This window comes from Rhizobium quercicola (genome assembly GCF_021168455.1).
In the GTDB taxonomy this organism is placed as follows: Bacteria; Pseudomonadota; Alphaproteobacteria; order Rhizobiales; family Rhizobiaceae; genus Ferranicluibacter; species Ferranicluibacter quercicola.
Window position 1 is genome coordinate 709807 of sequence record NZ_JAJOZR010000001.1, and the last position, 22261, is coordinate 732067.

The 22261-nt window shown below is 65.3% G+C and carries 19 protein-coding genes; 7 read left to right on the forward strand and 12 right to left on the reverse strand.

Features of this window, described 5'->3' with window-relative positions; genetic code table 11:
• Positions 1 to 146 precede the first annotated feature (146 nt).
• The 6 genes from LRX75_RS03105 (at position 147) to bluB (ending at position 5904) form a co-directional block, all read left to right on the forward strand.
• Positions 147 to 992, forward strand: a complete 846-nt coding sequence (locus LRX75_RS03105; protein WP_269456051.1) for a 3-deoxy-manno-octulosonate cytidylyltransferase — start codon at positions 147 to 149, stop codon at positions 990 to 992.
• A gap of 37 nt (positions 993 to 1029) precedes the next feature.
• Positions 1030 to 1791, forward strand: coding sequence for a membrane-anchored protein (locus LRX75_RS03110; protein WP_231811771.1), 762 nt, complete (start codon positions 1030 to 1032; stop codon positions 1789 to 1791).
• Positions 1792 to 1959: 168 nt separating this feature from the next.
• Entirely contained in the window at positions 1960 to 3114 is a 1155-nt protein-coding gene (locus LRX75_RS03115; RefSeq protein WP_231811773.1) for an ABC transporter substrate-binding protein, read from the forward strand.
• Between the two features lie 108 nt (positions 3115 to 3222).
• Positions 3223 to 4305: a FecCD family ABC transporter permease gene (locus tag LRX75_RS03120; protein ID WP_231811775.1), complete on the forward strand. Its 1083-nt coding sequence runs from the start codon at positions 3223 to 3225 to the stop codon at positions 4303 to 4305.
• Positions 4302 to 5102 carry an ABC transporter ATP-binding protein gene (locus LRX75_RS03125; RefSeq protein ID WP_231811777.1) on the forward strand — a complete coding sequence of 267 codons (801 nt, stop codon included), beginning with the start codon at positions 4302 to 4304 and terminating at the stop codon, positions 5100 to 5102. The genes LRX75_RS03120 and LRX75_RS03125 overlap by 4 nt, the downstream gene beginning before the upstream one ends.
• Positions 5103 to 5262: 160 nt before the next feature.
• A complete protein-coding gene (gene bluB, locus LRX75_RS03130) occupies positions 5263 to 5904 on the forward strand; it encodes a 5,6-dimethylbenzimidazole synthase (RefSeq protein WP_231811779.1) in 642 nt (213 codons plus the stop codon).
• 71 nt (positions 5905 to 5975) lie between these two features.
• Here bluB and mcpU read toward each other — a convergent pair whose 3' ends face one another.
• On the reverse strand, positions 5976 to 8072 hold the full coding sequence (mcpU, locus tag LRX75_RS03135) for a methyl-accepting chemotaxis protein McpU (protein ID WP_476748526.1): 2097 nt from the start codon (positions 8070 to 8072) through the stop codon (positions 5976 to 5978).
• A gap of 375 nt (positions 8073 to 8447) precedes the next feature.
• Positions 8448 to 10748: an FdhF/YdeP family oxidoreductase gene (locus LRX75_RS03140; RefSeq protein WP_231811782.1), complete on the reverse strand. Its 2301-nt coding sequence runs from the start codon at positions 10746 to 10748 to the stop codon at positions 8448 to 8450.
• A gap of 414 nt (positions 10749 to 11162) precedes the next feature.
• Between LRX75_RS03140 and LRX75_RS03145 the strand changes: the two genes are divergently transcribed.
• Positions 11163 to 11780 carry a hypothetical protein gene (locus tag LRX75_RS03145; protein WP_231811785.1) on the forward strand — a complete coding sequence of 206 codons (618 nt, stop codon included), beginning with the start codon at positions 11163 to 11165 and terminating at the stop codon, positions 11778 to 11780.
• A 31-nt stretch (positions 11781 to 11811) separates the two neighbouring features.
• Here the strand turns inward: LRX75_RS03145 and LRX75_RS03150 are convergent, their stop codons facing one another.
• The 10 genes from LRX75_RS03150 to LRX75_RS03195 form a co-directional block, all read right to left on the reverse strand.
• The gene (locus LRX75_RS03150; protein WP_231811788.1) at positions 11812 to 12513 is read right to left on the reverse strand and encodes a response regulator transcription factor; all 702 of its coding nucleotides are present in this window, start codon (positions 12511 to 12513) and stop codon (positions 11812 to 11814) included.
• A gap of 77 nt (positions 12514 to 12590) precedes the next feature.
• Positions 12591 to 14309 carry an ATP-binding protein gene (locus tag LRX75_RS03155; RefSeq protein WP_231811791.1) on the reverse strand — a complete coding sequence of 573 codons (1719 nt, stop codon included), beginning with the start codon at positions 14307 to 14309 and terminating at the stop codon, positions 12591 to 12593.
• Entirely contained in the window at positions 14306 to 14584 is a 279-nt protein-coding gene (locus LRX75_RS03160) for a circadian clock KaiB family protein (protein ID WP_231811794.1), read from the reverse strand. The genes LRX75_RS03155 and LRX75_RS03160 overlap by 4 nt, the downstream gene beginning before the upstream one ends.
• Positions 14584 to 16311 carry a circadian clock protein KaiC gene (kaiC, locus tag LRX75_RS03165; protein WP_231811796.1) on the reverse strand — a complete coding sequence of 576 codons (1728 nt, stop codon included), beginning with the start codon at positions 16309 to 16311 and terminating at the stop codon, positions 14584 to 14586. The genes LRX75_RS03160 and kaiC overlap by 1 nt, the downstream gene beginning before the upstream one ends.
• Before the next feature lie 200 nt (positions 16312 to 16511).
• Positions 16512 to 17339, reverse strand: a complete 828-nt coding sequence (locus LRX75_RS03170) for a ParA family protein (protein ID WP_231811798.1) — start codon at positions 17337 to 17339, stop codon at positions 16512 to 16514.
• A gap of 37 nt (positions 17340 to 17376) precedes the next feature.
• Positions 17377 to 17613, reverse strand: coding sequence for a hypothetical protein (locus LRX75_RS03175; protein ID WP_231811800.1), 237 nt, complete (start codon positions 17611 to 17613; stop codon positions 17377 to 17379).
• Positions 17613 to 20405, reverse strand: a complete 2793-nt coding sequence (locus LRX75_RS03180; protein ID WP_231811802.1) for a chemotaxis protein CheA — start codon at positions 20403 to 20405, stop codon at positions 17613 to 17615. The genes LRX75_RS03175 and LRX75_RS03180 overlap by 1 nt, the downstream gene beginning before the upstream one ends.
• The gene (locus LRX75_RS03185) at positions 20402 to 20773 is read right to left on the reverse strand and encodes a response regulator (RefSeq protein WP_231811804.1); all 372 of its coding nucleotides are present in this window, start codon (positions 20771 to 20773) and stop codon (positions 20402 to 20404) included. Before LRX75_RS03185 ends, LRX75_RS03180 begins: the two co-directional genes overlap by 4 nt.
• Complete coding sequence (locus LRX75_RS03190) at positions 20770 to 21627, reverse strand: CheR family methyltransferase (RefSeq protein WP_231811806.1); 858 nt, start codon at positions 21625 to 21627, stop codon at positions 20770 to 20772. The genes LRX75_RS03185 and LRX75_RS03190 overlap by 4 nt, the downstream gene beginning before the upstream one ends.
• Complete coding sequence (locus LRX75_RS03195; protein WP_231811808.1) at positions 21624 to 22259, reverse strand: HEAT repeat domain-containing protein; 636 nt, start codon at positions 22257 to 22259, stop codon at positions 21624 to 21626. Before LRX75_RS03195 ends, LRX75_RS03190 begins: the two co-directional genes overlap by 4 nt.
• Positions 22260 to 22261: the final 2 nt, after the last annotated feature.

Sequence of the window (22261 nt, forward strand, 5' to 3'; positions counted from 1 at the left end):
TGTAAGAACCCGACAACAACAGGACCGGGCCGAAACTTGCGCCGACCCCGTTCACATGGCCTTACTATCATCGCGGGCCGTAATTCAACAGCGTCCGTTCCGATGAACCAAGTTTCACCGGACATCGTCTGAAAGTGGCTGATTTTATGGATTTTCCCGGGGATCATGATGCAGCGTCTGTCGCCGCCACGACATCGGGCCTGACATCCGAACAGGACTGGCGCGCATTCTTCTCGCGGTTTCCCCGCATCATCCTGGTCGCCAACAGCGAACAGGTCGATGTGCCCGCGCTGCAGCGCGCCTATCCGGCGGACTCTCTCTTCGTCTTCTTCAACAAGGCTTACAAAATTCTGCGGCAACCGTTCACCGGTCATTGCATACTCGTGTCGCGGGCACAGCCGCGTGGCGCGAACATCGTCTATCGCGGCGAGGTCGATCAGGTCCTCGGGCTTTTCGCTCCGTCGACGTTCTGCGGCATCGCCAACATTCGCCTTGCCGATACCGAAACGCCGAACACGCAAGCCGACTACGGTGGCGCCGCGACCGGTCATCTGGATCTCACCGAACTTTGCCGGGATATCTATCCCGCCGACAAGCTCCCGACCTCCGGTTTCGCGCTGGCTTACTGGCTGCTGGAACAACGCGTGCCGGTCGAGGTCGTGCTTGCGGGTTTTTCCGCCAAGAGAAGCGAGACATGGCGGGTCGTGGCGGTGCACGACTGGACGTTCGAGCAGGTCTGCCTGAAGGTCTTCGCGCAGGCCGGCAAACTCTCGCTTCATGAGGCGGGCCTCGCCAATCCCTATGCGAAGCTCGCCGCGCGTTTTCCGGAGATCCCGCCCGGCGATATTTCCTTCACGGTTGCCGACGTTCTGTCCCAACGCCTCGGGAATACCGATGCGCAGGTGGACAAGCTCATTTCCCTCACCGGTGTTTTGAAGTCGGCCGACCTGTTCCTGCGCAATCTCCGCCCCAGCTTCCTGAAGAAGCGATAACGCATCTGCCCGTGGCCAGCAGCAGGAAGGCGCTCCGATGACGACCGTACGCAAGTGGCTGACCCAGACGCGCCAGCGGCTGCACAGATCGTTGAAGTACCGGCTGAACCGCCCCCTGCCGCCGGCCTGCACCCATGTGTTCAAGGGGCCGGTCGTCGTCGTCGGATCCGCACCTGTCATCCATAAGCCGGAGGGATGGAGCGCGGATGTCAGCGTCATCACGATCAACGGATCGCAATCGGCCATTCGTGCCTGGGGCGTCGATGTGCCCGATATCGCCTTCATGATGTTCAATCAGGTCGAGGGTACCAACACCAACGCCGTGGAGGTGCGCCGCGTGCTGTCCGGGCAGCGGGTTCGCAGCCTCTACGTCCTGCTCTGGCGCAAGAACGCGCGGCAGCGTCTTGTGGATGGGCTGAAGGCTTTCGGTTACGGCTATGACGACCTCGTCATCGTCGATCGTTACGAGCGCATGTCCCTGCTCGAGCACATGACCGGACGCAGGAACACCGAAGTGCGAACCGAGGACAAGTGTTCGAACGGGGTCAATGCGGTGCTGTTCGCGCTCTATCACGGCGCGCCGCAGGTCATCATCACGGGGATCAACCCGAATTCCACCGGCCATTCCTACAACCAGACCGGTCTCGCCCGCGCGCATGTGCAGATGGACAAGACGATCATCGAGCAGCTGCTCGCCGAAGGTCGGCCGCTTTTCACCGCCGATCCTCAGGTATCGCGCGATCTGAAGATCCCGCTGTGGACCGGCGAAACGGCTGCCCGCGCCTCGGCTCGCACCTGATCAGCACATCGACAAGACGAAAACGTGATCATACTTGATTGACGCGCTCATCTTTATCCTTTAGCAACTGCGCATCGACCATGAACAGCCAATTGGTCGGGGCGTGGCAGGGAGTGCATGCGGGAGGAAGGCGGCTAGAGCAACCGTTTTTCGAAGGAATTCATACCCATGCGCCTCCTCAGATCAGCCGTTTTGACGGCGGCCTTTGTCGCATCCGCCTGGACGCTCCTTTCCGCCGGCACGGCCGGCGCCACCGATTATCCCCTCGTCATCAAGGACCTCTCGGGCCGCGAGATCACGATTCCGGCGGAGCCGAAGCGCATCGTCGTGCAGGATGGCCGCGATCTCTTTGCGCTGGCGCTGCTCGATCGTGCCGATCCCTTCGCACGCGTCGTCGCCTGGAACAACATTCTCTCCCGCTCCGACCCGGCATCCTGGGCCGTCTTCCAGAAGCAATGGCCGGAAAGCTCGGCCAAGCCGATCGACATGAAGTTCGATGACGAAGGCCAGGTCAATCTCGAACAGGTCGCCGCCACCAAGCCCGACCTGCTCGTCTTCCAGACGCGTGTGCGGCAGGCGCTCGACGATGCGGATCTCTTCAACCGGCTGGCAAAGCTCGGCATTCCGATCGTCCTCATCGATACCGAGCTCGAACCGACCGTCAACGCTCCCAAGACCGTCAACCTCCTCGGCAAGGTGCTGAACCGCGAGACGGAAGCCAAGGCATTCACCGATTTCTATGCCGAACGCCTTGCCAAGGTGCAGGCCGGCTTTGCCGGTGCCGAAAAGCCGAAGGTCTTCGTGGAAGCCAAGGCCGGGCAGAAGGGTCTCGACTCCTGCTGCTTCACGCATGGCGATGTCTACTGGGGCAAGCTGGTCGCGGATGCCGGCGGCATCAACATCGGCACCCAGCTGGTCAAGGGCCGCACCGGAGACGTGACGACGGAAACGCTGATGGCCGAAAAGCCGGATGTCTTCGTGATGACGGGCTCGCCGTTCTCGAACGAAGGCTCGGTCTCCCCCGCCTTCGGCCTGAATGCCGACAAGGCTGCCGTCGAGGCCTCGCTTCGCACGCTGTCGGCGCGCAAGGGCTTCTCCTACATCAAGGCCGTCGAAGAGAACCGCGTCGTCGGCCTCTACCACCAGCTCTATGCCAGCGCCTGGAATATCTACGCCGTCGAATATCTCGCCAAGGCCTTCTATCCCGAACGCTTTGCCGAACTCGACCCCGATGCCGATCTCGCGACCATCATCGGCAGCTTCACGGGTCTTCCCAAGGGCCTGACGACGGTCTATGGGGCAAAAGCCGCGCCGGCCAAGTAACCGGCTGCGAAACATCATCATTGCCGACGGGCCGCCCACGCGGCCCGTCATCATGTGAGACGGTCCATGGGTCGACGGGCGCACGGGCCGAGATAGGCAGAGAACGATTTGGCATTACCCCTGACGGAAACCACAGCGCCGGCGAGCGCCGAGGCGCATTACGACGCTTCGGTGATGCGGCGCGTGCTGATCATCGCCGCGCTCCTCGTCGTGCTCGCCTGCGCCTTCATCGCCGATATCGCCATCGGCTCGGGCACGCTCTCGCCTGCCGAGGTCGCGGCCGTGCTGCTGTCGCCATCGACGGCGGATGCCAGCCATCTGTTCGTCGTCTGGGAACTGCGCATGCCGATGACCCTCATGGCGCTGGTGACGGGGATCGCGCTGTCGCTCTCCGGGCTTCTGATGCAGACGATTCTCGACAATCCGCTGGCAGAGCCCTTCACGCTCGGCGTGTCCTCCGCCGCCGGTTTCGGCGCGGCGTTGTCGCTCGGCTTTTCCGTTTCGCTGACCTCCGCCATGCCGTGGATGCCGCCCGAACTGCTGACGGCCGCAAACGCCTTCCTGTTCGGGCTTCTGGCAACCGGGCTCGTCCTTGCCCTCACGCGCGGCGGCACGAGCGTTCAGGCGATCACGCTGCTCGGCATCGCCCTCCACTTCGTCTTTTCCTCGCTCCTGTCGCTCGTCCAGTACATGGCGAGCGTCGATCAGCTGCAGAGCATCGTCTTCTGGCTGATGGGCTCCCTGCAGCGCGCGACCTGGCTGAAGGTTTCGATCGCGGGCGGGCTCTGCGCCGTAGCGCTGCCCATCGTCCTTCTGAACGCCTGGGCGCTGACGACCATCCGTTCCTTCGGCGAAGAGGCGATCGTCTTCGGCGTGCGCGTCCGGGCGCTGAGGATCCTCATGCTGACCATCTCGGCGCTGCTTGCCGGTGCCGTCACCGCCGTCGTCGGCATCATCGGCTTCATCGGGCTCGTCGGCCCGCATGTGGCAAGGCTGCTGGTGGGCGAGGATCATCGCTTCACGATTGCCGCGACGGTGGCCGTCGGCGGCGTCTTTGCCGTTCTCGCCTCTCTCGCGACCAAGGTCATCGTGCCGGGCGCGGTGCTCCCGCTCAGCATGGTGACGTCGCTGACCGGCCTGCCCTTCTTCATCTTTCTCGTGCTGCGTCAGTCGCGGAGCCCGGGCGCATGAGCTTCTCCGTCGAAAACTACAGCGTCACCATCGGCGCGCGGCGCGTGGTGCAGACCGTGTCCTTCGACGCCAGACCCGGCCGGATGCTCGCCGTCCTCGGGCCGAACGGCGCCGGCAAATCGACGCTGCTGAAGGGCTTCTGCGGCATGCGGCGCGGCGACGGCCGCGTCCGGCTCGATCAGGCCGATCTCCTCGCCATGCGCCCGCTCGACCGGGCGCGACAGGTCGGCTATGTCGCTCAGGATCTGGCGCAGCTCGATGTCGCCCTGGATGTGTTCGAACTGCTGCTTCTCGCCCAGAGCGGGGGACGACGCTCCTGGCGAGCACCGCCCGAAGCGTTTCGCCGCGCGGAGGAGACGCTGGAGACGCTCGGCCTGTCGCGCTTTGCCCGCTGCCGCCCCGGCCAGCTTTCCGGCGGAGAACGGCAGATGATCGGTCTCGCGCTGGCGCTCGTGCGCCGGCCGCGCCTGCTTCTCCTCGACGAGCCGACCTCCGCGCTCGATCTGTCCAATCAGCTGCAGATCCTCGATGCCGTGGCCGAGCACACGCGCAGCCACGCGGTGGTGACCCTCGCCGTGCTGCACGACCTCAACCTCGCCACACGCTATGCCGACGAGGTTCTCCTGCTGAAAGACGGCCGCGTGCACATATCGGGCCCGACGGAGACGGTCATGGACCCCGCAACGATCTCGGAGGTCTATGGCGTGGACTGTCATCCCCTGCCCGTACCCGGAACGCGGTTCACCGCACTCTATCCCGTATCGCGCACGCCGCACGGGCGAGCGCCTGCGGGGTAGCGGCATGTCCCCGACACCGGCGGACGGCGCATCGCACCGCCCATAAGCGTTTCCTCAGAAAGACGGAACTCATCGTCTGGCGCTCGCTGCCCGTCGCCTGCTATGCAGCCGGCAGTCCGCCGCGTGCCCATGCCCGCGCCAAGCCGAAGGAATGTGGCCGATGCCGCCGAAGAAGACATTCGACGCCGCTTTCCGCGCGGAGCTGACGCAGCTTCTGACCTGGCGCCGCGACGTGCGCCAGTTTCGCACCGATCCGCTCCCGGCGGGGACGATCGAGCGGCTGGTGCAAGCGGCCGGCCTTGCCCCCTCCGTCGGCCTCAGCCAGCCTTGGCGCTTCGTCTTCGTGGAGGATGCCGGGCGACGGGCGACGGTGCGCCAGGTGTTCGAGGCGTGCAATGCCACGGCGCTTGCCGGCTATTCCGGTGAAAGGGCCGAGCGGTATGCACGGTTGAAGCTCGCGGGCCTCGACGCGGCCCCCTGCCAGTTCGCGGTCTTTTGCGATCGCTCGGTTCTGCAGGGTCACGGGCTCGGGCGCGCGACCATGCCGGAAACGCTCGATTATTCCGTGGTGCTCGCGGTCCACACGCTGTGGCTGGCCGCCCGTGCCGAAGGTCTCGGGCTCGGCTGGCTGTCGATCCTCGATCCGGCCGAGGTCGTGGCCGCGCTTGCCGTGCCCGAAAGCTGGCACTTCATCGGCTACTTCTGCCTCGGCTACCCCACCGCCGAGGACGACACGCCGGCCCTGGAGCGGGCGGGTTGGGAGCAGCGCGGCGACCCCGGCAGCGTGATCGTCCGGCGATAGATCGACGGAGCCGACAAGGTCTTCGCAGCGCGCATCCGCTCCGGGCGCGCGCTGCGACCGTCTGCGTCTGATCAGGCAGCCCGGCGCGAGGCCGGCTGGTACCGCGCCGCGCCGCTGCCTTCACCCAGATCGAACTGCGCGAGCAGCGCGTTCAGCGCGGCCGCTTCGCCGGCAAGGCCATGGCTCGCCGCCGTCTGCTCCTCGACCATGGCGGCGTTCTGCTGCGTGCCCTGGTCCATGGTATTGACGGCCGTGTTGATCTCCTGAAGGCCGGTCGATTGCTCGCGGCTTGCCGTGACGATCGCCGCGATATGCGCGTTGATCTCCTGCACCTGCCCGGCGATCGCCTGAAGCGACTGGCCGGTTTCGCCGACCAGCGACACGCCGGCACGGACCTGCCCGCTGGAGGTGTTGATGAGCGCCTTGATCTCCTTGGCCGCCTTCGCGGAGCGCTGTGCCAGTTCGCGCACTTCCTGCGCCACCACGGCAAAGCCCTTGCCCGCCTCGCCGGCACGCGCCGCCTCGACGCCTGCGTTGAGGGCGAGCAGGTTCGTCTGGAAGGCGATGTCGTCGATCACGCCGATGATGTTGCCGATCTCGTTGGAGGATGTCTCGATGCCCTGCATGGCGCTGACGGCCTTGCCGACGATCTCGCCGGAGGTTTCCGCACCGGCACGGGCGCGGGCGACGAGCTGGCCGACTTCCTCGGCCCGGCGCGCACTGTCGCGCACCGTGGTGGTAATCTCTTCCAGCGCTGCCGCGGTTTCCTCGACGGAGGCCGCCTGCTGCTCCGTGCGACGGGCAAGATCGTCCGCCGCGTGGCGGATTTCGCTGGCACCGGCATCGATGGCGCGCGCATTGCTGCCCACGGCCCGCATCGCGTCATGCAGCCTGGAAACCGCATGGTTGAAGTCGGCGCGCAGCCGGTCGAGATCGAGGACGAAGGGTGTGGAGATGCGGTAACCGAGGTCACCGTCCGCAAGACGGCCGAGGCCGGTGGCGAGCGCCTCGACGGCATGCTGGATGTCCGCCGTCTCACGGGCCTTGGCGGCCTCGCGTTCGCGCTGCTCGCGCTCCGACAGCGAACGCCCGCTCTCGGCTTCGGTTTCCAGGCGGATCCGGTCGATGGCATTGGTGCGGAACACGGCGACGGCCGCGGCCATGGAACCGATCTGGTCGCGGCGCTCCTGTCCCGGAATCTCGGTCTTCAGATCGCCCGACGCCAGCTTTTCCATGGCGCGGGTCATGTCGGTGACCGGACGGATGACGAGGCGGCTGAGAAGGCTCGCCAGGAAGACGATCATGGCGCCGACGGCCAGAAGCGTGGCGATGGTCGCGGCGATGCGGAAATGCCCGATGGCGGAATAGACCTGATCGGCATCGACGGCAAAGCCGACATACCACTCGACCGTGGGCAGGCCTGCGACGGGCACGAAGCTCACGAGCATCGGCTTGCCGTTCGTTTCCGTCTCCATGATGCCGCTGCCGATCGTGGGTGTCGCGGCCGGAAAGGCGTCAGCCAGCGTCTTCGTCACGAGCTTCGCATCGGGATGCACGAGGATCTGGCCCGACTTGTTGACGAGGAAGGCAAAGCCGCCGGCCCCGGCATCGATCGAGCGGATCATCGAAACCAGTGTCTTCAGCGTGAAATCGCTGCCGGCAACGCCCATGAGGGTCCCGTTCTTCATCACCGGCACGGCCGCGCTGATGATCAGGTCGCCGGTGGAGGCGTCAATATAGGGGTCGGTAAGAACGTCGCCCTTCGCCTTCACCGCATCCTGGTACCAGGGACGCTGGCGCGGATCGTAACCGGCCGGCAGGTTGGTAACGGGCCATGAGGTGAAGGTGCCGGCCTGGTCGCCGATATAGGTGCTCATGAACTCCTTCACGAGGACATCGTTCTTGAGAACGGTCAGGAGAGCGTCCTTGTCGGGGGCATTGGCGGCGGCATCGGCCACCATCGCCGTCAGGGTCACGCGGCCGTTCAGCCAGTTCGCCACGCTCTGCGCGGCCTGCTTGCCGGAGAAGGCGATATTCTCCTCGACGGCATGCGTCGTCGTGTTCCGCTGCAGTGTGTCGATATAGAAGGAGAAGCCGGCAAAGGCGGCGGCAACGACCACCGACGCAGCCACCAGAATGCGCGTCATGAGGTTGGATGTCTTGGTCACGGGAGGATTTCCTAGATCGTCAGGCGCAATCGCGAGGCAGAATTTTCGGGCAGTGCGGGCGCCGACGCAACCTGTCGATGTGGCGACGGGCGTGACGGGGCTTCCGGCTGCAGAGATGGGACATGCCGTTTCCGGCGAATGCCGGCACGCATCATGCGGCCGGGCAAGAGACGCGGTTGCTCTTCGGAGATGGAAACTACCGAGGCGAGATTAATAGCAGGTTTCGATGATCGAAACTTGGTCGGCGCGGTCATTGACCGCGCCCGCCCTGGTCGACGGTGTCTCGAACAACATGCACCCGCCCTTCCCGGCAAGCATGGCTCCAACCGGCTTCGCAGCCTGTGCGCGGGAGCGGCGGCACCGGTGCAAGAGGGATCAGGCGGGCATGGCCGGCTGCGTGCGGGTGATGACCACGGGCACGGATTTGGCCGCCGGCGTGTTGCTGCGCGTGTCGCGATGCGCCAGGGACAGAAGGCCGTTCGTCTCGGGATAGTAGGCGGCACAGCAGCCCTGCGGCACGTCGTAGGCCACGACCTTGAAGCCGCCGGCCCGCCGCTCGATGCCATCGGCAGCCACGGCCGCGAAATCGACGACCGTTCCTTCCGGCACACCGAGCGCCGCCATATCGGTCTCGTTCATGAAGACCACCATGCGGTCTCCGGATATGCCGCGGTAGCGGTCGTTGTTGGAGTAGATCGTCGTGTTGAACTGGTCGTGGCTGCGCAGCGTCATCAGCTGGAGATGCGGCTTTTGCGGCGCCTCGTCCTTCTGGTCCTTCAGGTCGGGATTGAAGAGAAAGTTCGCCTTGCCGGTCGGCGTCGCCCAGCGCCGCTCGCTCGCGCCGTTCGGCAGGCGGAAGCCGCCGGGCTTGCCGATGCGGATGTTGTAATCGCGGAACTGCTCGGGCAGGACCTCTTCGATCTTGTCGCGGATACGGTCGTAATCGGCAACGAGGCCGTCCCAGTCGATGGCGGCGCGATCCGCGACGGTGGCCTTGGCAAGGTTGGCGACGATCCATGGCTCCGAGCGGCAGTGTTCGCTGGCCGGCGCCAGACGCCCCGTGGAGCCATGCACCATCGAAAAACTGTCCTCGACCGTCACCGTCTGGGCGACACCGTGCTGGAGATCGAGCTCCGTCCGCCCGAGAGCCGGCAGAATATAGGCCTGCTTACCGTGGATGAGGTGGCTGCGGTTGAGCTTGGTCGCGATCTGCACCGTCAGGCCGATCGCCGGCACCTTCTCCGCGATCCGCTCGATATCCGGGATCGCGCGGAAGAAATTTCCGCCCAGCGCCAGAAACGCATCGACCTCGCCGTCAAGGATCGCCTCGCAGCACTCGGCCGTATCGTGACCGTGCTCGCGCGGGCTGACAAAACCGAAGGCCGCATCCAGCTGGGCGAGAAAATCCTCCGTCGGCGTCTTGTTGATCCCGACCGTGCGGTCGCCCTGAACGTTCGAATGCCCGCGGATCGGGCACGCGCCGGCGCCGAGACGGCCGATATTGCCGCGCAGGAACAACAGGTTGAGGATCTGCTGCAGGGCATCGCCGCCGTGCTTGTGCTGGGTGATGCCCATGCCCCAGCAGGCGATGACCCGCTCGGCCTTCATATAGATCTCTGCGGCTTGCTCGAGCTGGTCGCGCCGCAGAGCGGTGTAGTGCTCGATCTCATCCCAGCCAAGGCCCCGGATGAAGGCGGCGAAAGCGGCAAAGCCCGCCGTATGCTCGTCCAGAAACGCTGTATCGAGAATGCGCGGGGCACCCGACGCAAGCGCCGCATCGTCGGCCGCGATCACCGCCTTGCAGATGCCCTGCATGGCCATGATGTCGCCGCCGGTGCGCAGCTGGAAATAGTTCGAGCTGATCGTCTGCCCCCGGCCCGTCAACATCTCAACCGGGCTCTGCGGGTCGGTAAACCGGAGAAGCGCCCGCTCCTTCAGCGGATTGAAGGTGACGATCGGCACGCCGCGCTTGGCCATGTCGTGCAGATAGGTCATCATCCGCGGGCTGTTCGTGCCGGGGTTCTGGCCGATGATGAAGAGCGCGTCGCAGTGCTCCCAGTCCTCCAGCGTCACCGTGCCCTTGCCGATGCCGATGCTCTCCGGCAGCGCGACCGTCGTCGTCGCATGGCACATATCCGAGCAATCGGGAAAATTGTTCGTGCCGAACAGCCGGCCGTGCAGCTGCCAGAGGAAGGCCGCCTCGTTGGAGGCCCGCCCGGATGTGTAGAACGCGACGCGCTTCGGATCGAGGTTGCGCAGCGTGGCTCCGATTTCGGCGAGGGCAACCGACCAGTCCACCGGTTGGTAGGTGTCCGTCGCGGCGTCGTAGCGCATCGGATGTGTCAGGCGGCCATGCGCCTCCAGCTCGTGATCGCTCCAGGCCTTCAGGTCCTCGACCCGGTTCGCGGCGAAGAAATCCGGTCCCGTCCGCTTCTTCGTCGCCTCCCAGGCGACGGCCTTGGCGCCATTCTCGCAATATTCGGCAAAATGCGGCTTTTCCGGATCCGGCCAGGCGCAGCTCGGGCAATCGAAGCCGCCGGGCTTGTTCATCGACAAAAGCGCGCGATTGCCCTTCAGGAGAATCTGCTGCTTGCTCAGATGCTGCTCGACCGCATTCAGTGCGCCCCACCCGCCGGCCGGTGGTTGTTGCGGCCCTGCCTTGCGTCCGTCAGCCATCTCTCTCTCCTCATTGTCCGCGCGGATCAGCACCGCCGAACCCTCTTCGTCTTGCAACGTCCGCAGGTGCATGATCGCTTGCGCATATGCAACCTCCAGTCTCGCGCCGCATCTTGCATTCCCTCGCTCGATCGGCAACCGCCAATATTCGAAGGACGAGAGATGCCCGTCTTTCAAATATGTTATACGCAGACCAAGCCTTCGGGATCACGCCGTTCAGATCTGCGTGACCGCCGCTGGCGACCGAAGACCCGGGCTTCGGGCCGGCGCGCCCGGCACCGGTTTACTGTTTTTTACGATTCCAAGAGAGTCGGTTAAGCCGCCCGCTGCATGATCACGCCACGTTGCACATGGAGCATGACAATGATTGGCCAGGCTATCGCATCAGAGATCGATCTTTCCCGGAGTCGCGACGTGACGGCAGGCATGCCCCACCGGGGCCTTCCCGCGCGGCTGGATCGGGATGCCATGATCACGCTGCAGCGGATCGATATTTTCGACGCTGTCTGGAGCGGCGCCCTGTCCATGTCCTTTGCGCCCCAGAGCGCCAGCGGCGCCAGCCCGGCCTCGCTGCGGCTGGTCAACACTCTGCAGCATCGCAGTCTGGGAACCGTCGCCCCGGCCGATCTTATGGCCGCGCTGAACATCGAACAGGCGCGGACGCTGTTCCTCTGCAATCTCTCTCTGGTTCAGGAAAAGCTGCGGGACATGTCGTCTGAGGGGCCGAGCGTGCGGTTCAATATCCCGGTGAACGCCGGTGCGCTGGCGACGCTGGGCGGCGAATTGCGCATCATCGCGCAGCACACGCCGGACCTGTTCGAGCGCATTCAGGTCACGCATTCGGAAGATCATCATGCAGGCCTGTCGCCCGATCAGATCGGGCAGCTCAAGGCGCTCGAAGCGCTCGGCCTGCGCCTTCAGGTCCGCCGGTCGTCGGGCGCGCCCCGGGCCGAAGCCGACATCCGAATCGAAAGGCGCCTTCCCCCGTCGATGACCTCGGCGTCGGCTTTCCCGGCATACGCCGCTGCATAGTCCGCACAACACGGTCTGTCACGACCCGCTGTCAGCGTTGCGAGACCTCCAGCCGGTAGCCGATACCGCGCGCCGTCTGCAATTGCAGTGCGCTCTGCGCATCGAGCGTGGACAGTTTCCGCCGGATCCGTCCGACATAGACGTCGAGCGTCTTGTCCGCAGGATTGTAGGCGCGGAAGAAGGCGTGCTTGTAGATGGCGGACTTGCTGCAGGTCCGGCCGGCATTGGCGTAGAGGTAGCCGAGGATGCGCGCCTCCGCATCCGTCAACGGCGCGACGGCCGCCCCGAGACTGAGGTGCCGGACCTGGAGATCGCACGCGACCCGATCGACCAGGAAGCTCGCCGCGGGTGCCTCCGGCCGGGCCGCCCTGCGCACCGTCACGAGCCGCGCCACCCGCGCCTGAAGCTCGCGCACGGAAAAGGGCTTCATCAGGTAGTCGTCCGCCCCGACGTCGAACACACCGGCGCGCGTATCCGGCGTGCCCGTGCCCGAGATCATCACGATCGGCACCGTCGAATGCGTGCGGATCGTGCGCAGGATGCCGAGGCCGTCGCCATCCGGAAGATGAATGTCGAGCACGACGGCATCGAACAGCATCAGTTCCGGCCCGGTGATCAGGCTGAGGGACTGCGCATAGGTCGAGACGACCTGCAGCGTGTCGCCGGCGACCGGCCACGTGCTTTTCATTGTCTTTGCAATGAGGATGTCGTCTTCGATGATCAGAATATCCATATCAGGTCATGCTGCTTTCTCTCTGCGGTCGGGTGTCGTGCATGCGCATCGGCGTCGACGGCCCGGCGCCCTGCCGGTCATGGCCGGAGCACGGCGTCGAGTTTTTCCGCCAGGGCGGATCGCTTGTAGGGTTTGGCGAGAAGGTTGCCGGCGAGACGCGCCCGCAAGGCATCGTCCAGCGCATCGGCATAGCCTGACGTCAGCAGGAATTTGAGATGCGGATAGAGGCGCCCGGCATCGCGGACCAGCTCCAGCCCGCTGACGCCACCCGACATCACGATGTCGGTAAAGACGAGGTCGAATGCCGCGTCCCGCGCCAGATAGCCGAGCGCCTCGTGACCGTTCGAAACGCTCACGACCTCGTAGCCGAAGCCGATGAGCTGCTGGCGAACGGAGCGGGCGACCAGAGGATCGTCCTCCGCAAGCAGGATGCGCCGGCCCTTGGCCGCGTCCGTCACCATCGCGCCGACATCCGCCCTGGCAGCCGGTTGCGACACCCGCGGCAGCCAGAGGTGAACGTCGGTGCCCGCTCCCACGGTCGAGTCGATGGAGATCGCGCCGTTCGACTGCTTGATGAAGCCGTAGACGACGCTGAGACCGAGCCCGGTGCCCTTTCCCATCGCCTTCGTCGTGAAAAAGGGTTCGCAGGAGCGCATCAAGGTTGCGGCATCCATGCCGCAACCCGTGTCGGACACCGTCAGCATAACGTAGGAACCCGGAGGCAGGTCGACCGCAGGCGGTCTGTCGCCGGGATGGATGGCGCGGTCCGTCAGGCTCAGCGTGATGGCGCCGCCTTGCGGCATGGCGTCCCGGGCATTGAGGCAAAGATTGATGACCGCGTTTTCGAGCTGGGACCGGTCCGCGTCAACGTGACGGGGTCCGTCGATGGTGGGAACCGTGATCGCGATATGCTCCCCGATCGTGCGGTGGAGGAGCTGGACGATGCCCGCGAGCAGGGCCGAAAGGTCGATCGTTTCCGGCACGAGCGCTTGACGCCGTGCGAACGCCAGCAGGCGATTGGTCAGTGCTGCGCCTTTCTCGGAGGCAAGGACGATCAGTTCGGCCCAGTCGCGTCGCTGTTCGTCGTCCGAAAGACTGTTGAGAAGCGCCTCGCCGTTTCCCATGATGACCATCAGCAGATTGTTGAAATCATGCGCGACGCCGCCCGTCAGCTGGCCGAGCGCGTCGAGCCGCTGCATCTGCCGCACCTTTTCCTCGTTCGCCTTCTGCTCGGTGATGTCGATGTGCATGACGACGGCGCCCCGTTCCGCATCATCGGCGAGCGAGGCGACGACGAGCCGGAACCACGGCTTCGACGGGGAAAGGTGCAGGCAATATTCGACATCGTAAAGCCTGCGCTCCCGGCCGAGAACCGCGGCGACGGATGCGCGGACAGCCTGCGTGTCGAGGGTGCCGAAGGCATCGGGCACGCGCCAGAAATCGGCATAGGCCGTGCCGACGGCCAGTCCCGGCATGGTCGAAATCCGTTCGGCGAAGTCCAGCCAGACGGCGTTGACCGTGCGGATTTCGCCGGTGGCGCTCAGAAGCGCGACATGGGCCGGCAGGGCATCGAGAATGGCGGTGCGCTCGGCGGCGAAGGCCTGATAGACGATCGCCTGATCGCGGAAGTGGGTCTGGGTTTCCGGCAGGAGCAGAAGGTGTCCGGAGGCGGGCACGACGGCATCGACCAGGCCGTCCGTCAGGGTCATGATGCGCTGCTGCGTCTCCTGCAACAGCTCGATCAGCAGCGTGAGCTCGTCTGTTCCACTTTCGACGACCGCCTCCCGCGGGCTCACGTCGCTCCGCCCCCGACGAAGTCCAGCAACATGGAGGTTTCGCTGAGATCGCCGACGATCCGCCGGATCGACCCGGCATTGTTGACGACGAGCGTCGGCGTCAGGAGAACCTTGTCGGTCAGAGCGCGGAGCGGATCGCCGAAGAGATCGATGACCTCGATCTCATGGCGATCGCCGAGATGCGCCGCGCAGAACGCGCGCAGATTGGCTGCGGCCCGCTGCGAGTGCGGGGCGGTGCCTGCGACATAAAGACGAAAATGCACAGGCGCGGACATCAGGGCTCGCCTTGCGATACGGTGTCGTTGACGTCTCCCCGGCGCAATTCGCGCAACGTGGCCAGACTGTCGATCGCGGCCGCACCGCTCTCGGCGATGCCGGCGCTCAGGCGATCGACATCCTTGCGCTTTTCGGAAAGCTCCTGCTGCAAGGCGTCGATGCGGCCCTGAAGCGCCGTGGCCTCCGCCGAAAGCTCCGTCCGCCGGCGCTTCAGTTGCGCCTCGCGCTCGGCCTGCTCCTGCTGCGCAGCCCGCTCCCTTTCCCAGCGCATGGCGCCCATGAGAACCTCGCCGCCCGCGGTGAAGACGTCGGCAAGCGAGATGCCCGAAGCACTGAGGATCAGCTCGCGGACCTGATTGGAATGGTTGCTGCCACGCGACTTGATGATCGAGATCGCGCGATTGCGTTCGCCGGCATGGACGAGATAATTGAGGTGGATCCACGTGTCGGCGAGCGTCGAGATCTGCACGGCCGTGCTCTCGGCGAGCGGATTGTCCCCCTCCAGAAGGCTCGTGCAGAGCAGTGTGATCTCCTGCGCCTTCGACCAGTCGATCAAGCGCTCGACCACGTTCCGTGCGGTGCCGAGGTTGCCGGACTTCGACAGCGCCGAGACCGGGTCGATGACGAGACAGCGCGCACCGTGAGACCGGGCGATATCGCGGATCCGCATCAGATGAATTTCGGCACTCGCCGTCGTCGATCGGATCGTCTTGAAGAGCAGCTTGCCGGATGCCACATGCGGCGCGAGATCGACGCCGACGACCTTGAGATTGCGCAGAATTTCCTCTTCCGGGGAATCCAGCGTGACAAACAGCGTCCTGTCGCCGCGCTCGCAGGAGGCGACCGCGAACGCGCCGGCCAGCGTCGTCTTCGCCGTGCCGGGCGAGCCGGTCAACAGGATGCCGGCACCCCGGTAGTAGCCACCGTCGAGCATCGTATCCAGCCGTCGGACGCCGCTCGACAGACGTTCGGTCGATGCCTTGCGCTTCGTATCGTCGGCATTGCGGCCATAGGCGACCTCGATTCCGCGCGGCCCGATCCCGAAGGGCGTCGCGTTCTCCTCGAAGGGCGAGCCTCGGAACTTGCCGACGCGGACGCTTCTCTGGGACGTGCCCTCGACCATGTCATGGCGCAGGAAGATCGAGCAATCGACCATGAACTGCAGAAACTCCAGCGCCTCCGACGTTCCGCCGTTGAGCAGCGGGCTGGCCTTGGCCGTGATCACCGCCGTCAGCCCGCGCTCGGTCAGCCACTGGTGCAGCCGGTAGGTCTCGTTCCGGGCGGCCCGGCGGTGATCGAAGAGATCGAGGACCATGTCGAGCGCGTCGAAGACGACGCGCTTGGCGCCCATCTCCTTGACCTTGACATCGAGGGCCGCAAGCATGCCGCCGAGGTCGAACGGGCCGGACTGGAGCAGATCGTAGCTCGGCTGAGCATCGATGAAGAACAGGTTGTCGCGCTGCAGGCTTTCGAGATCCCAGCCGAACGTGCCCGCATTCTGGACGATGCGCTGCGAACTTTCCTCGAAGGCGACGAAGATTCCGGGCTCGCCGGACAGCTTGGCGCCATTGACCAGCATCTGCAGGGCAAGGACCGTCTTGCCGCAGCCGGGTCCGCCCTCGATCAGGGTCGTCCGCCCTTTCGGAAGGCCGCCTTGCATCACCTCGTCGAGGCCTATGATGCCCGTCGCCGCCTTGCCGGAGGCGCCTTTGGAGTGTTGGGTCATGCCGTTCTCGTTTCTATTCGATCGTGGCCGGGGCGAATGCCGCGGGGGAACGATGAGAGGTATGCCGCCCCGATGCGCGGAACCGCGAGGACTTCCCGGGACCGGCGACACGGACGACGCCCGGTTCTAACAGAACTCGTTTTTATCTACTAATTTAGATTTCGATTTGAAAGAACGGAGCGTCCGGTGAACGAGGAAAATCACGATCCGAGTTTCCAGCGCGTCGCGATGGAGGCTGTCAGCGCCGCATAATCATGCGCGCCACGCCCGGACGGCATGTAGCCGAAAATCGGCTGATGGGCTGCGAAGGCTTCGGCAAGGCGGATGTCCGACCGGATCGGATCGAGAATGCGGTCATCGCCGAACTCCAGGCGGAGGGACTCGATCATCCGCCGGTGCACGAGAACATGCGGACTGGCCATGACCGGCAGCAGGGCGACATGCCGCAGACGCGGCTTTGTGCCCAGCCGCACGGAGAAAAAGACGCGACTGAACTGCCGCACGCCTTCGATGGACAGCGGGTGCGGCACGAAGGGCACGAGCGCCGCGTGGGCCGCCGTCAGCGCGGTCACCATCAGCGCATCGAGCGAGGGCGGCGTGTCGATCACCACGACGTCGTAGCGCTGGCGGATGCCCTGTCCGTCGAGCGCGCGCACCAGCAGGTCCGGTGCCACGATCCCGCCGGGGTGCGGCGACCTCGTGTCCGCCAGCGCGAGGTCCGGCCACCCCGTCTTCTCCGCCGCCGGGATGATGGCGCGTTCGAGCGCCTCCGGGCCATGCGAAAACACCGCATGCGCCGTCGGCTCGTCCCGTCCCGCGACAGCGCCGAATGCCAGCCCGGCATGGCCCTGGCTGTCGAAATCGATCAGCAGCGTGCGCAGGCCGCGACGGGCAAGGCCGGCGGCCAGATTGACTGCCGTCGTCGTCTTTCCCGTGCCGCCCTTCCGGTTGGCGACGGCAATGACGAAGGGGCCCGACGTGTCCTCGTCTCTGGCCTCGACCTTCGGCCCGTCCCTGACCTCGCTCATCTGCCGCGTCCGCAGGTCATGATGGTTCTCTCCGGCATCAGGCACGCCCGAGACGTTGCAGCGCCTGCGCGCAGAACGGATCGTCCGGCAATGCCGAGATGCGATTGCCCGCCGCGGCGATGGCCTGCAGCGACGCCGTGTGCAGATGCGTCACCTCGCGCATGTTCACCTCGGCCTTCGGATGGTTGACGAGCCATTGCACGAGGTCCTCGGCTTCTTCCACCGTGCAGTTGCCCGACAGAACGGCCTTCGTCTTCAGAAATCGGATGGTCATCAGAGGAGTTCCTTCAGATTGAGCACGAGCAGGACGCTGCCGTCGCCGAGCAGGGCACTGCCGCTGAAGCCGGAGATGCAGGCCAGCGGTCCCTCGAGGGGCTTGAGAATGACGTCGATCGTCTGGGCGAAGCCGTCGACGATGATGCCGACGGTCTGGCCGCCGATGCGCACGACGAGAACGGCATATTCGCCGTCGGCGTTCGGCTGGGGCGCGCTGTCGCGGGAAAGCAGGCGATTGGCATCGTAAAGAGGCACGATCCGGCCTCGCAGAACCGCGGTTCTCTGCTCCTTGAAGACGTGAATGTCCTTGCCGGCGACGCGCACCGTTTCCACCACGTTTTCCATCGGCACGCCGTATTGCTGGCCGGCGATGTGCACCATCATCACGTTGGACACGCTCATCGACAGCGGCAGCGACAGGAGAATGCGCGTTCCCTTGCCCTTGACGCTGGTCAGCTGCACTTGTCCGCCGACCTTCTCGAGGCTCGACTTGACGACATCCATGCCGACGCCCCGACCGGACAGGTTGGAGATCTGGTCCGCGGTCGAAAAGCCGGCGGCAAAGACGAGCTGCACCGCTTCGGCATCGCTCAGCGTTTCCAGCCGCTGCTCGTCGATCAGGCCCTTTTCGAAGGCCTTGCGCTTGATGACGTCGGGATCGATTCCCTTGCCGTCATCCTCGATCTCGATCAGAACCCGGTCGCCTTCCTGGCTGGCGCGCACGGTCAGGCGCCCCTCTTCCGGCTTGTTCTGGGCCCTGCGCACGTCCGGCGTTTCCAGCCCGTGATCGAGGCTATTGCGCAGGATATGGATCATCGGATCGGCCAGCGATTCCACGATGTTCTTGTCGGCCTCGGTGTCCTCGCCCTCGACCACCAGCCGCACCAGCTTACCGAGCTGGCGGGACACGTCGCGCACGAGCCGCGGGAAGCGCTGGAAGACGGCCCCGACCGGCAGCATGCGCACCTGCATGATGCCGTCCTGCATTTCCTCCGCGATCCGGTTGATGATCGCATATTGCGACTTGATCTCGCGGCTGAGATCCCGCGAGCCGAAATGATCCTCCGCCCGGGCGGCAAGATAGGGCAGCGCGTTCTTGGCAACGACCATCTCGCCGATGAGATCCATGAGGCGATCGACCTTTTCCTGCGACACTTTGAGAACCCGGACGCCGCGGTCGGCGCCGGGCGCCTCGCCCGCCCGCCTGCCCGGATCGCCGGCCTCGGGATCCGGCAGCGCGGCGCGCGGCGCCGGCGGCGGTGGTGGTGGAGCGGCAGGCATGGCCGAACGCGACGCACCTTCGAGAACGGTTTCGCGGGGTGCGATTTCCATCAGGGCCAGAGGCGGCTCCAGGGCAGGAACCTCGATACGGTCGCGGGCCATCTCTCCGGAGAAAGCGATCGTGTCGAGGAAAGCGATCAGCGGGGCGGCGTCGGCACCGTCGAGTGCGGTGCGCGTGGCTTCCTCGAGCGCGACGAGGGCATAGGTTTCGCCCATCGCACCCAGGAGGTTGGCGACGACGTTGCGCACCGAGCGGATACGTCCGGCAAGCTCGACCGGGCGGCTCGGCTGCTGGAGCATGACGATCTGGGTTCGGACGAGATCATCCGAAACGCGTGCCTGTTCCGGATCGCCGATCGGCAGCGCGAATGCCGGCTCCGCGACGGATTCCGGCCGGGACGGGGCGGTCGCGACAGCCTGCGGACCCTCCATCGGGCCGGCATAGGACGACCAGTCCGGCCGTGCGTTGCGGGAGAGGGCATCGATCAGGAAGGTCACGGGCCCGATGCCGGCCCCCGCCTCCACGAGCCGTTTCACCCAGCGAAGGGCGGACGCGACCTGGAGTGCGGGGTTGATCATGTCGAGCGCGGTGCCGGTAACGGCGAGCAGGCCGTCCAGATCACCCGCTTCCAGCCTGTCGCGCGCCTGTTCCAGAAAGATCGGCGCGATCATGGCATCATCCACCGCGCCGCCTGCCTTCGCCCCGCTTTCGCCGGACGGCAGAGCAAGTGCGACCGCCGGGACCGTGTAGAACGCGGCCTGATCCCGGACATAGCGGAAATGGTGCTCGACCTCCTCGGCGCTCGCCGAACTGACGAGATCGAATTGCAGATTGCAGCGGTAGACGTCCAGCGAAGCCGCCTCGGGCCACGGCTCCGGCGTGGTGATGTCGAACAGAAGAATGCCGGGAGCCGTTCGCACGAGAAGCATCGGGTCCTCGCCCTTGAAGAAGCATTCCGCCTCCGGCCTGTAGCGAACGACGAAAACGGAAGCTGCCGCCGAGAGGGACGCGAAGGCGGCAAGCCGCTCCGCGTCGGGAACGCGGCCGAGCCAGGACCAGTCGGCCGGCGGCTCGACACGGGACGCTTCCTCCTCCTCGAACAGGCCGACGGCCTGCGGCGCGCGAGGCGGCAGCAGATTGCGCAGCCGCACGGCGATGTCGGCCGACTGGGCCGAATAGTCCGGCCGGATCGCGCCCCGGCTTTCCACATCCTCGAAGAGGCGATTGACGAAGTCCATGGCGTCGAGAAGCGCGTCCGTCAGCTCCGGCGTCATCTCCATCGTGCGGTCGCGCACCCGGTCCAGAAGATCCTCGGCGGCGTGCACGACGCTCGTCAGGCTCGGCATGTCGAACAGCCCGGAATTGCCCTTCAGCGTGTGAACGGCCCGGAAGATCTCGCCGATGATGTCCTCGTTGCCGGGGTCCTCCTCCAGCGACAGGAGCTTCTGGCCGATCTGCTCGAGGAAATCGCGGCCTTCGATCAGGAATTGTTCGAGAAGAGGGCTCATCGGGCTTCTCCTGTCAGAAGCTGGGCGACACGCGTCAGCGCACCCGGCTTGGTCGGCTTCGTCATGTAGTAGTTGGCGCCCGCGGCCCAGGCGGCATCGCGATCCTTGGCCTCGGCCTCGGTCGAGACCATGACGGCCGGCGCCTGGTGGAGGTCGGCGTTCGAGCGCAGTTCGCGCAGAAACCGGTAACCGTCCATCTTCGGCATGTTGACGTCCACGACGAAGAGGTCGTAGCGCTTCGTCAGCGCCTTCTCGAGCGCCTCGACGCCATTGATGCTCTCGTCGACCGCAAAGCCGGCCTCCGACAGGATCTGGCGGTGGTACATGCGCACCGTCGTCGCATCATCGATGATCAGGACGTGTTTCATGCGGAGGCTTCTCCCGGCAACGGCTTTTGGTAGACGATGGTGCTGCCGAAGCGGCGCACCTTGAACAGGCTGGAAATGCGGCTCATCGATTCCGAGTGCCCGAGGCAGATGAAGGCCCCGGGGCTCATCGTTTCATAGAAGGCTTCGGCCGCCGCGCGCCGCGACATGTCGTCGAAGTAGATCAGCAAGTTGCGGCAGAAGATGACGTCAATCCGGCTGAACCGCGACAGGTCGGCGGGCTCGTTGAGATTGGTGCGCACGAACTCGACGGAGTCCCGCAGGTCCTGGCAGATCTGCCAGTTTCCGTCCCTGAGCTTGGTGAAGTACTTCTTCATCTGGTTCGGCGGGACGCCCTGCACCGAGCGCGGCGAATAGATGCCCGTCTGCGCGCTGGCGAGGATGGTCGTATCGATGTCGGACCCGAAGATCTCGACCTCGTAGCGGTCGATCTGCGCCCACTTCTCCATCAGATGGATGGCGATGGAATACGGCTCCTCGCCCGAGGAGCACGGCATGGACCAGACGCGGATCGGGTCGCCCGCCCGCTTGTAACGCACAACTTCCGCCAGGATGAAGTCCGTCAGGCAATCGAACTGGTAGGCCTCGCGAAAGAAATAGGTCTCGTTGACCGTCATGAGATTGGTCAGCACCTGCGTCTCGCTGCCGGACGGATTGAGGCGGAGCAGACGGAAATAGGTGTTGAAATCGTGGCTGTCGGTGGCCGAGATCCGGTCCGTCAGCCGACGATCGACGAAGTAGCGCTTGCTGTCGTCGAAATGGATGCCCGTCTTCCGATAGAAATATTCTGAGAAGCGCGCGAAATCGTCGGAGGTGATGGCTTTGACCGCACTCATGAAGCAGATCCGATCCGACGCAGGGCGTTTTCGGCCGAGAACGTGACGAAAGGCTCGTCCGGGAACCGGGCGATGGCCGCGCGAAGGGCTGGAACGCATGCGGCGGAACCGACCTCGTTGAGGAGATCGAGCGCCGTGCCGACCACGTTGACATTGGCGTCCATGGTGATGACGGCAACGAGCCAGTCCTCGACGGCCGGATGGCGCAGGGCTTCCAGCACGTTGACCAGGAAGATGCGGACATCCGGGTCGGGATCGTCGAGCAGCGCTTCCATGCGCGGGGCGACGTCCGTCGGCAGTTCCTTCAGAATGTCGATGGCGATGTTGCGCAAGGCGGCATCGTCGGACCGCAGCAGCGGCATCAGCCCCTCCACGACCGCCTCTCCCCCGAGACGGGCGAGTTCGACGGCGATGACGTCCCGGGTCGCGCGATCGTCGTCGGCGATAAGATGCCGGCACAGAACATCGATGGCCGGCGCGCCGCCCTGGGTGCCGAGGCTGCGGATCGCGCTCAGGCGCGTGGCGTGATCGCGGCTCGCCAGCGCATCGACCAGCTCCGCGAAGGGGCGCTGCCCGTTCAGGGGCGCGTCGGTCTCGGCCAGGTCGCGTGTCTTCGGTTTCATGATCGGCATGG